At 57.5% G+C, this 12,277-nt stretch carries 12 protein-coding genes; 10 read left to right on the forward strand and 2 right to left on the reverse strand.

Features of this window, described 5'->3' with window-relative positions:
• Positions 1-33: 33 nt before the first annotated feature.
• Together FYJ35_RS08405 and FYJ35_RS08410 are read right to left on the reverse strand one after the other, a co-directional pair.
• On the reverse strand, positions 34-360 hold the full coding sequence (locus tag FYJ35_RS08405) for a branched-chain amino acid transporter permease (protein ID WP_154525661.1): 327 nt from the start codon (positions 358-360) through the stop codon (positions 34-36).
• Between the two features lie 5 nt (positions 361-365).
• Positions 366-1,070, reverse strand: coding sequence for an AzlC family ABC transporter permease (locus FYJ35_RS08410; protein WP_154525502.1), 705 nt, complete (start codon positions 1,068-1,070; stop codon positions 366-368).
• A gap of 185 nt (positions 1,071-1,255) precedes the next feature.
• Here FYJ35_RS08410 and FYJ35_RS08415 point away from each other — a divergent pair, with 185 nt between their 5' ends.
• From FYJ35_RS08415 to FYJ35_RS08460, 10 genes are all read left to right on the forward strand, one after another.
• Entirely contained in the window at positions 1,256-2,842 is a 1,587-nt protein-coding gene (locus FYJ35_RS08415) for an ATP-binding protein (RefSeq protein WP_154525504.1), read from the forward strand.
• A gap of 9 nt (positions 2,843-2,851) precedes the next feature.
• On the forward strand, positions 2,852-5,374 hold the full coding sequence (locus tag FYJ35_RS08420; RefSeq protein ID WP_154525506.1) for a DEAD/DEAH box helicase: 2,523 nt from the start codon (positions 2,852-2,854) through the stop codon (positions 5,372-5,374).
• Positions 5,375-5,444: 70 nt separating this feature from the next.
• On the forward strand, positions 5,445-6,221 hold the full coding sequence (udp, locus tag FYJ35_RS08425) for a uridine phosphorylase (protein ID WP_154525508.1): 777 nt from the start codon (positions 5,445-5,447) through the stop codon (positions 6,219-6,221).
• Between the two features lie 118 nt (positions 6,222-6,339).
• Positions 6,340-6,783, forward strand: coding sequence for a cytidine deaminase (gene cdd / locus FYJ35_RS08430; protein WP_268892540.1), 444 nt, complete (start codon positions 6,340-6,342; stop codon positions 6,781-6,783).
• Between the two features lie 33 nt (positions 6,784-6,816).
• The gene (locus FYJ35_RS08435) at positions 6,817-6,960 is read left to right on the forward strand and encodes a hypothetical protein (protein ID WP_154525512.1); all 144 of its coding nucleotides are present in this window, start codon (positions 6,817-6,819) and stop codon (positions 6,958-6,960) included.
• On the forward strand, positions 6,957-7,808 hold the full coding sequence (locus FYJ35_RS08440; protein WP_154525514.1) for a hypothetical protein: 852 nt from the start codon (positions 6,957-6,959) through the stop codon (positions 7,806-7,808). Before FYJ35_RS08435 ends, FYJ35_RS08440 begins: the two co-directional genes overlap by 4 nt.
• Positions 7,809-7,951: 143 nt before the next feature.
• Positions 7,952-9,013, forward strand: coding sequence for a peptidoglycan-binding domain-containing protein (locus tag FYJ35_RS08445; RefSeq protein ID WP_154525516.1), 1,062 nt, complete (start codon positions 7,952-7,954; stop codon positions 9,011-9,013).
• 7 nt (positions 9,014-9,020) lie between these two features.
• Positions 9,021-10,175, forward strand: coding sequence for a GTP 3',8-cyclase MoaA (locus tag FYJ35_RS08450; RefSeq protein ID WP_154525518.1), 1,155 nt, complete (start codon positions 9,021-9,023; stop codon positions 10,173-10,175).
• Between the two features lie 6 nt (positions 10,176-10,181).
• Positions 10,182-11,198, forward strand: coding sequence for an MOSC domain-containing protein (locus tag FYJ35_RS08455; RefSeq protein WP_154525520.1), 1,017 nt, complete (start codon positions 10,182-10,184; stop codon positions 11,196-11,198).
• Between the two features lie 27 nt (positions 11,199-11,225).
• On the forward strand, positions 11,226-12,269 hold the full coding sequence (locus FYJ35_RS08460; protein ID WP_154525522.1) for a molybdopterin-binding protein: 1,044 nt from the start codon (positions 11,226-11,228) through the stop codon (positions 12,267-12,269).
• Positions 12,270-12,277 lie beyond the last annotated feature (8 nt).

Here is a 12,277-nt window from a genome sequence, read left to right on the forward strand (position 1 = left end):
AAGTATGTCAAGAGAAAGAATCGGCCATCTTTGTCAAAATACGAGCTGCACCAGCAGCATATACACAATGGTTCCGCCCGCGATGGACAGAAGCATATTCTTTTTCCACAGGTGAAGCCCTGCTGTGACGGCAATGGCAAGCAATTCCGGAAGACCATGCGTCCCAGAGAGAATGGAAACATTCTTCAGGCAGTAGACGACAAGCATGCCAAACACAGCGCATGGCAGGGCTTTTCCCAGATACACGATGTACTTCGGGGTCGGTTTCTTCGAAGAAAAAACCAGGAACGGGAGGAATCTTGTAAGCATCGTGCCAAGGACACAGATGGCGATTGTGATGATCTGCTGGGGAATGGTCATCGGACTCATTGTATCTCTGCCTCCTGATAGGATTGTTCGATCGGTTTTCTGAAGATGGTCAGAAGAATCAGGATTGTCACCATTGCCGGAACCATGAAGGATTTGGCACCGAACAGGACAAGGCATGCAGCGGTTGCACCGATGCCGATCAGACCGGTATCTTTTTTCTTCTCTTTCATCCACTGGTTCATGAAGATCGTTACAAACATGGCGGTCATCACAAAGTCAAGTCCTTTTGTGTTGAATTTTAGAAAGGATCCGATGAGGCCGCCGATGGTGGCGCCGGAAACCCAGTAGAGCTGATTCAGAAGTGTGACAAAAAACATGAACCAGCCACGGTCAACCCCCTCCGGAATGTCTGCCGAATAGTTGATCGAGAAGGTCTCATCGCACATGCCGAAAATCAGATAGAACTTTTTCCATCCCATCCCCCGAAATCGATCCAGCATGGCAATTCCGTAGAATAGATGTCTCGACTGCACCAGAAGCGTCACAGCGAGGGCTGACAGAGGGGCGAAAGGGGACATCAGCATCGTCACGACAATAAATTCGAGAGAGCCGCCATAGATCAGCATGCTCATCAACATGGGATAGATGAAAGAAAAGCCGTTGACATTCATCAGGATTCCATAGGCAAGCGCGAGAAACCAGAATCCTGCGAAGATGGGGATGGTGTATGGAAATGCGGCTTTCAGGGCTTTGGTTTTCATAAAAATAATCCTTTCAATCGCAGATCATTGCCTGCAATGAAAGAGTATAGCACCGAAGGCATTCAGAACAATAGGATGAATGATTTTGCACCTCGCTGCGGTGAGGTGCTTTTCTTTGCCAGGACTGCCCGCGTGATGTATCATAGAGGCTGAACGAGTTTGTTTTTTGAGAAATGGAGCAGCGCATGCCAGTTGAGAATCAGACGAAAAGACGGGTGCCGAGGCGGATCGCGCAGGCAGTAATTGGTTCCTTGAAGGGTGGTGTCGTCCCCCGGGTCGGTCTGCCTTATATCACGGTTGGACGGAAGGCGGAGATTGACGCGCTGCTCTCGGATGTGGATGTGATTTCGGAGGGCGGGGCGTCTTTCCGGTTTATTGTCGGGCGCTACGGAAGCGGAAAGAGCTTTCTGCTGCAGACGATCCGGAATTATGTCATGGACAGGAACTTTGTGGTGATGGATGCGGACCTGTCCCCGGAGCGGAAGCTGACCGGGACGAAGGGACAGGGACTGGGTACATACCGTGAGCTGATCGGGAATCTGGCAACCAGGACGAAGCCGGAGGGCGGTGCCCTGTCGCTGGTGCTGGACAGGTGGATTTCAGGGATCCAGATGCAGGTGCAGGAAGAAATGAGAGCGGCGGCTTCGTCTGCCCAGCCGGTGCCGGAGGAGATGAGAGGGGCGGCTTCTTCCATCCAGTCGGTACCGGGGATCATGGAGGGCATGGATTCCTTCAGCTCATCGGCATTCAGCGGGCGCGTGGCGGAGAAGATCAGTCTGGTGGTGAATTCGATCAGCGGGATGGTTCACGGGTTTGATTTTGCAAGGCTGCTGACGCTGTACTTCGAGGCAGAGCAGAACGGAGACGACGCACAGAAGGCGAAGGTTCTCAAGTGGTTCCGAGGGGAGTACCCGACACGGACGGAGGCCAGGCAGGATCTGGGGGTGAATGTCATCATCACAGACGAGGACTGGTACGATTACCTGAAGCTGTTCGCGTTTTTCTTCCGGCAGGCCGGTTACCAGGGACTGATGGTCTTTGTCGATGAACTTGTGAACATCTACAAGATCCCGAATTCGGTCGCGCGCAACAACAACTACGAGAAGATTCTGACGATGTACAATGACGCGCTCCAGGGAAAAGCGCACTATATCGGGATGCTGATGTCCGGTACGCCGCAGTGCATCGAGGATACGCGCCGCGGTGTCTACAGCTATGAGGCACTCCGCTCTCGTCTGCAGGAGGGCAGGTTTTCGGTGGAGGGCGCCCGGGATATGATGGCACCGGTCATCCGTCTGGAGCCGCTTTCCCCGGAGGAAATGCTTGTCCTGACGGAAAAGCTGACGGATATGCATGCGGGGCTTTACGGGTATGGAAGCCGCATCCGGCAGGAGGAGCGGGTGCAGTTTATTCAGATGGAGTACAGCCGGGTCGGAGCAGATTCGCACATCACGCCCCGCGAGATCATCCGGGATTTCATCGAGCTTCTGGATATTCTGTATCAGCACCCGGAGAAGACCGCTGGAGAGCTGCTGAAGGGCCAGGCCTTCGGAAATATGTCAACAGGCACTTTGCAATATACCCAGGGCATAAAGCCAGATGTATTGGCGGGGATTCCGCAGAATGCGAGGGCAGACACATCGGCGGGGATTTCGCAGAATATGCAGGCAGGCGCACAGACAGCCGGCAGAAGCACTGTGGGCAGCTCGTTCGTCAAGCCGGAGAACACCGACAGAGAGGATGCGGACGAGCTGGCGACATTTACGCTGTAAGGACAGGCTATGGATATCTTTGACCGCTATGCACCGTTCATACAGGATTTTATCTACGAGAATCGATGGGAGAATCTGCGGGCAATCCAGGTTGCGGCAGGGGAAGCCATCTTCAACACCGACCAGAACGTTCTGCTCTGTGCCTCAACGGCCTCTGGAAAGACGGAGGCCGCCTTCTTCCCGATTCTGACGCTGTTTTCGGAGGATGAGCCAAGGTCGGTTGGATGCATCTACGTCGCACCACTTAAGGCGCTGATCAATGATCAGTTTTTGAGACTGAACGATCTGTGCAGGGATGCACAGATCCCGGTCTGGCACTGGCATGGAGATGTGTCGGCTTCAGAGAAGAAACGACTGATGAGAAAGCCATCCGGGATTCTTCAGATCACACCGGAGTCACTGGAAGCGCTTCTGATACACAAGCATGCGGATATACCGAGCCTGTTCGGCGATCTGCGGTTTGTTGTGATCGATGAAATTCATTCCATGCTGCGGGGTGACCGCGGCGGACAGACCTTGTGTCTGATTGAACGGCTGTCACGTCTTGCAGGTGTCCGGCCACGGCGAATCGGGTTGTCAGCGACCATCGGCGATACGAAAAAAGCCGGAGCATTTCTGTCCGCCGGTTCCGGCAGGGGCTGTGTGATCCCGAGAATTGAAACGAAAGGGGTGCAGTGGCGGCTGTCGATGGAACACTTTTATAACAGTGCCCCGCAGGCAGACGAGGCATGGTATATCGGGACAGACACCATGATTCCTGGAACTGTACAATCAGCAAGCCTGACCGCCGTACCGTCAGGCCGTCAGGAGCTGAACAGATCATCTGCCGCACCGGCAGACCGTCAGGAGCTGAGCAGTCCATCCGCCGCACCGGCAGGCCGCCAGGAGCAGGTTAAGCCGTCTGCTGCCATGCCAGAAAACGGGCAGGAGCGGGACAGTCTATTCGCTTTGCAGGTGGGCAGGCAGCAGGACACAGCTGCATCACACCTGGGTGCTATAAAGAAAGAACCGGCACCGGAGATCCTGGCGCCGCGCTGCGAGGCGACAGACAAAGCACCATATGCGGCGGACCCAGGCTGCGGGTATATCTTCGAGCATACGCGGGGCAAAAAGTGCCTGGTTTTCACAAATTCGCGCGAGGAGTGCGAGGCTGTCACGACAACGCTCCGTCAGTACTGCGAGAAAAATCACGAGCCGGACCGTTTCCTGATCCACCATGGAAACCTCGCGACCTCCTTCCGCCAGAGTGCGGAGGAGCAGATGAAGGATGACGACAACCGCATGACGATCTGCACAACCTCGACGCTGGAGCTCGGGATCGACATTGGTCGGCTGGAGCGCGCTTTTCAGGTAGAGGCGCCCTTCACGGTATCGTCATTTCTGCAGCGGATGGGCCGGACAGGCAGGCGTGGGGAGCCCTGCGAGATGTGGTTTGTCATGCGCGAGGAACATGCGGAGCCCCGGGACCTGTTTCCGGACACGATTCCCTGGTCCCTGATTCAGGGGATTGCGCTGGTGCAGCTGTATCTGGAGGAACGCTGGGTCGAGCCGCCGAGAGACGGCCGTCTGCCCTACAGCCTGCTTTACCACCAGACGATGTCGACGCTCGCCTCCTGCGGGGAAATGACGCCGCAGGAGCTCGCCTCCCGCGTCCTGACGCTGGCTTACTTCCACAATATCACAGCCGAAGACTACAAAGTGCTGCTGCATCATCTGCTGGAGACGGACCAGATCCAGTGGACAGAAGAGGGCGGGCTGATTGTCGGACTGGCCGGGGAACGGATCACAAACTCGTTCAAGTTCTACGCTGTGTTTCAGGAGAACGAGGAGTACAGTGTCCGCTGCGAATCGGAGGAGATCGGAACCATCGTGAAGCCGCCGCCAGTGGGGGAGCGGATTGCAATCGCCGGTCATGTGTGGGTCTGCGAGGAGGTTGACCGGGTGCATCACCAGGTCTACGTCCACATGATCAAGGGCAATGTGCCGGCCTATTTCGGGGATGAGCCGGGAGACATCCACACAAGGATTCTGGAGCGAATGGCGCAGGTACTGCGCGAGAATACGGATTATCCCTACTTGAGGAAACATGCGAGAGCCCGTCTTCTCACAGCCAGAAGGGCGGCAGCGGCCTCCGGCATGAATGACAGGCCGCTGATCTGTCTCGGTGAGCGGATGTACTGCCTGTTTCCATGGCTTGGAAGCTATGCATTTCTGGCGCTGGAGCGGCTGCTGCGGCTTCGGTGTGCCGACAGGCTCGGGCTGAAGGGGTTCAACTCTGTCAGACCGTATTTTATCCAGTTTACCCTCGGGGTCAGCGAAGCGGAGTTCTTCCGGATTCTGGGGGAGGAGGCAGAAAAGCCATTTGACCCGATGGAGCTGCTTTACCCGAAAGAGGTACCGGTGTTTGACAAGTATGACGACCTGCTTCCGGAGGAACTTGTCCGGAAGGGCTTTGCGTATGGAGTCCTGGACATCGAAGGCATGAAGAAGCGGGTCCGGGAATGGGCAGATCGATACGGACAGGAAGCTTGAGCAGATGAAGTCCGATTCTGTGAGAGCGTGAGAAATATGAAGGAAACAAGATGGAAAGGAGATGCCTGACATGATTGATTATTCAGAAGGATCCGGGAAGCTTTATCACATCCAGGTGGCGCCGGGGGAGGTCGGGAGGTATGTCATTCTCCCTGGGGATCCAAAACGGTGCGAGAAGATCGCGCGTCACTTTGACGATGCGAAGCTGATTGCGGACAATCGTGAATTCACCACCTACACAGGGACACTCGACGGGGTGAAGGTTTCTGTCACATCGACCGGAATCGGAGGCCCCTCCGCCGCGATTGCGATGGAAGAGCTGAAGAGGTGCGGCGCAGATACCTTTATCCGTGTCGGCACCTGCGGAGGCATGGCACTGGATGTCAAGGGAGGGGACCTGGTCATCGCGACCGGTGCGATCCGTGCGGAGGGCACCAGCCGGGAGTATGCGCCGATCGAGTTCCCGGCGGTGGCGGACTTTGATGTTGTTTGTGCACTGACACAGGCGGCGCAGAAGCTGGGCAGGCACTACCACACAGGTGTCGTTCAGTGCAAGGATTCCTTCTACGGTCAGCACGAGCCAGAGGCGAAGCCAGTGGGCTATGACCTGCTCAACAAGTGGAATGCCTGGCTGAAGCTCGGGACACTGGCCTCGGAAATGGAGTCTGCGGCGCTCTTCATCGTGGCGTCTGCGCTCCATGTCCGGGTTGGGACGGTGCTGCTTGCGATCGCGAATCAGGAGCGCGCAAAGGCAGGACTGGACAATGAGCAGGTCCACGATACGGAAGGAGCGATCGACACTGCCATCGAAGCGATACGAATTTTGATTGCACGTGACGATGCCTGACGGGAGAGACTGACTTTGCCCGGAAGGGCTGTTTGATCTGTGTCGATCGGAATGAGCGGGCATGGCAGGCGTCAAGGCAGTCCGTGGAGGACACCACACCGCAGGACATGTCCGCGTGATGCGACAGGAGGAAGAGATTATGACAGAGCAGGAGGTCCGGGATATCTGCAGGCTGGCGGTCCGTATGCGGGAGCGGGCGTATACGCCCTACTCGCATTTCCGGGTCGGAGCGGCGCTGCTTGGAGTGAGCGGGCGGGTCTACACGGGCTGCAACATCGAGAATGCATCCTATCCGGTTTCGGTCTGCGCGGAGCGGACGGCGCTGTTCAAGGCCGTCTCAGAAGGAGAGCGCGAATTTCAGGCACTCGCCATCGCCGGCGGACCGGAGGGCGGGGCGCTTCAATACTGCGCGCCCTGCGGTGTCTGCAGGCAGGCGTTTCAGGAATTCTGCCCGCCGCATTTCCCGATCTACCTGGCAAAGTCCGAGACAGACTTTCGACGGTATGAACTTCAGGAGCTGCTGCCGGAAGCGTTTGGAGGTGGCAACCTGCGGGAAAACTGAACCTGTGAATCCGGGCCGGCACCGGGGAAAGGTATGCAGTGCGCGACACTTCAGCACAGCAGAGCTGCCGCGAGGCAGTCTGGAAAGCGCAGCGTGATGCCGTTCGTGCGGCTCCTGCCTGAGGAGGTTGTGGACGCGTTCGGGGATGGCGAGACAATCAGGAAGGGTGAGACATGACATCAGATCTGGGGCGATACTATGTCCAGCATTATTTTAACCTGGCAAATTTCGGGAAGTATCTGATTGTGGCAATCATCGGGCTTGCAGCCGTCATGGCCGTCATGCTGACGATTGCCTGGCAGCAGAGACAGGCGACCGAGAGAAGCATCCGGGAACATTTTTCGTATGACCGGGAGGCGTATGCGCATGACGTCCGCTACCGGGAGTCGGTCAACAGCCGCATCTACAGCCGGAGGAGGGCAGCTGCCCACAGGGGGATCAGCATCATTGAGAGTTTTTACGAGCTTGTGTTTTCAAGCACATCGATCCTGCTGTTTCTGAGCCTTTACAACATTGTGGATTGGCATATGCCGCAGGTCTGGGCAGTCTGGGACAAGTACAAGGACCTGATACTTGTCATTTTCCTGATGTTTTCGGTGCTTTTCGCAAACATCCTTGACCGCTTCCTTGTGCAGCTGCCGCACCTGTCGGATGAAGACAAGGGAGCCCTGAGACTGGTCAGCAACCTCTATATCATCCTGATTCTGCTGTACATCAAGTTCATCTATGAGGATGCCAACTACGACTCGATGATCATCTACTTCATCAGCCTGTCACTGGGCCGGTTCATCTACTTTGACTTTTCGTGGCAGGATTTTACAAAAACGGTTTCCGGCGTGCTGTCCAAGCTTCCGGTCATGCTGCTCCTTCTGGCCTACTCGGCGTTCATGTGCTGGTACGGATTCAGGGTGGACTTTCTGCTGACTTCAAATGGTGTGCTTGTGAGCACCCTGATCGCGCACCTTTTCATGGATCTCTCGATCTTTATCCTCGAGAAAATGCAGCTGCTGAAGCTGTTTCTCTGAGCTGCAGGGAGCTGTAAAGCGCGGCGCACTATGTCGCCGTGTGGTTGCCGCAGGTTGTCCTGAATGATAAGATAGAGGCAGGATACACCGATACACCGTGGGATGAGGGGCCTGCGGAGGAAAGCTGTTAAGGGGAAGATGGCATGAGGGGGAAGAGATGGACGCTGCTTTTTGCTGCATGCGCGGCGGGTACGGCGCTTCTGGCATATCCGGCATCGGCAGTGACGGTGAAGTGGGAAGACCTGACGAATGCACAGCAGAAGGCGGCTTATCAAAGTCTTGAATCTGAGAATGAGAGCCTGCGCGCGCAGCTGAAGGAGCTGCAGGCGCAGACTGCTGCAGGAAGCAGCGCAGATAATAACGGCGGAGCATCAGCGGATGGCGAAACATCTGCCGGAAGCGCAGCGGATTCGGATGATGCTGCACCAGCGGACGCATCAGATGGAAATGCGGAATCAGGGGCAGATGCACAAGGAATAGCTGGTTCCGGCAGTGGAGGCGATGCAGACAGTGGAAGCACTGCAGCAGGCAGCGGGGAAAGCGCGCAGACGCAGCGAAAGGACACAGCCACATTTCTGAAGGATATCGGGGCTTCATTTGAGAAAAGACAGACTGAAGCCGGGACCTGCAGCGCGGACCAGATCGCCCAGATGTCCGCATCCGATTTGTGGGCATACCGCTTCCGGTGCGCGGAGGCGGAGCGGGATTTTTACGAGGCGTACAAGGGCGCCCAGCTGGAGAGCCTGAATCTTCAGTATCTCTGCGACGAGTACTGTGCGGGACTTGGAAAGCAGTACAAGGCGGAGACAGCCTGGAAAGACACGCAGGATGCGGACAAGACCAGTCAGCTGTACTCGGCAGGCTATTACAACCGTGCTTATGCGCTGGTAGAGCTTCATGACTACTACAGTCTGGAGCTGCCGGATGGCTACCAGGACCTGAAGGAGGCTGTCGACAAGATGAACGCTGCCGCAGGCGCGGAGACAAGGAACGCTTCGGCAGACAGCGCAGCGGTGAAGAAGGTGCAGGAGCTTCTGAATGCACTGGGATTCTTATGCGGGACGCCGGATGGGATCTGCGGGCGCCAGACGGTAAGCTGCATCGAGCGGTTCCAGACCATGTATGGGTTTGAGCCGGCGGACGGTCTGATTGACGACGAGCTGCTGGGTCAGATGCAGGAGATGCTGAACCGGCAAGGTGCGTGAGTGGGATATGAAAGATTGTTTCGGAAGAGAAATTGACTACCTGCGGATCTCGATTACAGACCGCTGCAATCTGAGATGCAGGTACTGTATGCCGGACGGCATGTCCGGCAAGCTGTGTCATGAGGATGTCCTGCGGTACGAGGAGTTTCTCCGGATTGTACGAGCCGCCTCAAGACTTGGAATCCGTCATCTGAAGGTGACCGGCGGAGAACCGCTGGTGCGGCGGGGCTGCCCGGCATTCATCGGCGCGCTGAAGGCGGTCAAGGGCATCCAGACGGTGACGCTGACGACGAATGGGCTTCTTCTGAGAGAGAATCTGGATGCGCTTGTGCAGGCGGGCGTGGACGGCATCAACGTGAGTCTTGACACGACAGACCCGCAGCAGTACCGGCTGATCACCGGGGACAGCGGGGTGGGCGGTGCAGAGGAGGCTTCCGCGGCGCTTCTTGAGGCAGCAAAGCGGGGGATCCGCGTCAAGGTGAACGCCGTGACGATGCCGGGGACAGATGTTCTCAGCCTGATTTCATTTGCAAGGGAGCATCCGGTGGACGTGCGCTTTATAGAAATGATGCCGATCGGGTACGGCCGGCTGTTTCCGGATTCGGATAACCGAAGGCTCATAGCCCGGCTTGCAGAGGCGTTTCCGGATCTGGAACCTGAGAGTGAGGCCGCTCTGGAGTTGCTTTGGGAGGCTGCCGGAAGGGAGAAGGCCTTTTCTTTTGCAGAGCGTCATTCTCTGGAAAGAATAACGAAAAAGCATGGGGAAGGGCCGGCGGTGTATTTCCACATCCCGGGGTATCAGGGCAGCATCGGCTTTATCAGCGCGGTGCACGGGAAGTTCTGCTCTTCCTGCAACCGGATTCGGCTGACGTCGACCGGATTTCTGAAGACCTGCCTCTGCTACGACCAGGGCGCGGACCTCAGGGCAGTGCTGAGGGACGCGGGGCCGGACAGCAGACCTGGGGCAGCGTCAGACAGCGGCAGGTGTGTGAAACAGACCGCTGGATGCGCGGAGCGGACCGTTGACTGCGCGGGGCCGGACAGGGATCTGCAGCTGGAGGAGGTCATGCGGGCGGCGATTCTGAAAAAACCGGCTGCCCACTGTTTTGAGACACCTGATCAGATGACGGAGCATCATGAAATGAGCCAGATTGGAGGATAACCAGACATGGAGGGAACAGTGAAGGCGGTCTGCACCAGCAGCGTGAAGGGCGTCCGGAAGGAGCCGGTGAAGGAGGCGCGCCTGATTGAGGACTATGGCATTGAGAAGGATGCCCATGCCGGCAAATGGCACAGGCAGGTCAGCCTGCTTTCCTGGGAAAAGGTCCAGGAGTTCAACAAGAGCGGCGCAGGCGTGAGCGACGGGGACTTCGGGGAGAATCTGCTTGTGTCCGGGATCAACTTCAGGAGTCTTCCGGTCGGGACGCGTTTCCTGATCTGCCCGGCTGAGGAGGCTGTCCATGCGGCGGCAGACAGCCTGACTGAGGAGACTGTCCATGCAACCGACCTGAAAAACGAGGAAGCTGCCGGGGGCGCTCTCCTCGAGCTGACGCAGATTGGCAAGGCCTGCCATCATTCCTGCGAGATCAGAAAGCGTGTCGGGGTCTGCATCATGCCGACGGACGGCGTGTTTGCGAAGGTTGTCCGGGGCGGGATGGTGAAGCCGGGAGACCGTGTTCGGGTGCTTCCGCCTGACCCGGACCGGCCGTATACAGCAGCGGTGATCACGCTGAGCGACCGTGCATTTTCGGGCGTCTACGAGGACAGAAGCGGGCCGAAGGCGGCCGAAGTCCTGAAGGCAGCAGGCTATGAGGTGGTCGAGACGATTCTGCTGCCGGATGACCAGAGCAGGCTTGAGCGGGAGCTCGAGCGGCTCGCCGACCAGAGACAGGTCAGCCTGGTGCTGACGACAGGTGGAACCGGGTTCTCGGAGCGGGACTGCACGCCGGAGGCAACGCGGGCAGTCGCGGACCGGGATGCGCCCGGGATCGCGGAAGCGATCCGGGTGAGATCGCTGGCAGTGACCGACCATGCGATGCTGTCGAGAGGCGTGTCCGTTATCCGGAAGAAAACACTGATTGTCAACCTGCCGGGATCGGTCAAAGCGGTGCAGGAGAGCCTTGGATTTATTCTGGGGGCGCTGGACCACGGGCTGGGGATCCTGCGCGGGACTGCAGACAACTGAGAAGAGAACAGGAGAAGAGAGGATAAGATGAAGCTGATCAGGACAGTCGATGCGGAAGGTGCGGTGCTGTGCCACGATGTGACGCAGATCATTCCGGGAACATTCAAGGGCCCCGCATTCCGCAAGGGGCATGTCATTACAAAGGAAGATATCCCGGTGCTTCTGAGCATCGGGAAGGAGAATCTCTATGTCTGGGAGAAGAAGGAAGGCATGCTCCATGAAGATGAGGCGGCTGCCGTCCTGCGGGATCTGGCAATCGGCGCCCATATGAGCGCGAGCGAGCCAAAGGAAGGGAAGATCGAGCTGACGGCTGACTGTGACGGCCTGTTCAAGGTTGATTCGGGAGCGCTGCGGCTGGTCAACCGGACACCCCAGATGATGATCGCCACGCGGCATGGAAACACACCGGTCCGAAAGGGCGACAAGCTTGCCGGGACGAGGATCATCCCGCTCGTGATCGAGGAGCAGAAAATGAACGATCTGTCGGCATGTGTCCGTGAGGCAACAGGCGGCAGACCGATCCTGTCGCTTCATCCATTTGTCCATAAGAGGATCGGGATTGTGACGACAGGCTCGGAGGTATATAAGGGACGGATCAAGGATTCGTTCACGCCGATCCTCGAAAGGAAGCTCCAGGAGTACGACACGGAGGTGGTCGGGCACGAGGTCACGGATGACGATGACCGGATGACGACGGCCGCCATCTGGAAGATGGTCGGTCTCGGGGCGGACGTGGTGCTCTGCACAGGCGGCATGAGCGTCGACCCGGATGACCGGACACCGCTCGCAATCCGGAATACCGGAGCGGAAATCGTGACGTACGGTGCACCGGTTCTGCCCGGCGCAATGTTCCTGCTGTCCTATCTGCAGACAGAAGGGAATAGAACGGTGACCGTCTGCGGGCTTCCGGGCTGCGTGATGTATGCAAAGCGTACCATCTTCGATCTGATGCTGCCGCGGATTCTTGCGAATGACCGGATCACGGCGGACGAGATTGCCGCGCTCGGGGAGGGCGGACTCTGCCTGGGCTGCAGCACCTGCATCTGGCCAAACTGCGGCTTCGGCGTGTGAAATATAAG

Source organism: Porcincola intestinalis, from assembly GCF_009696445.1.
Taxonomy (GTDB): domain Bacteria; phylum Bacillota; class Clostridia; order Lachnospirales; family Lachnospiraceae; genus Porcincola; species Porcincola intestinalis.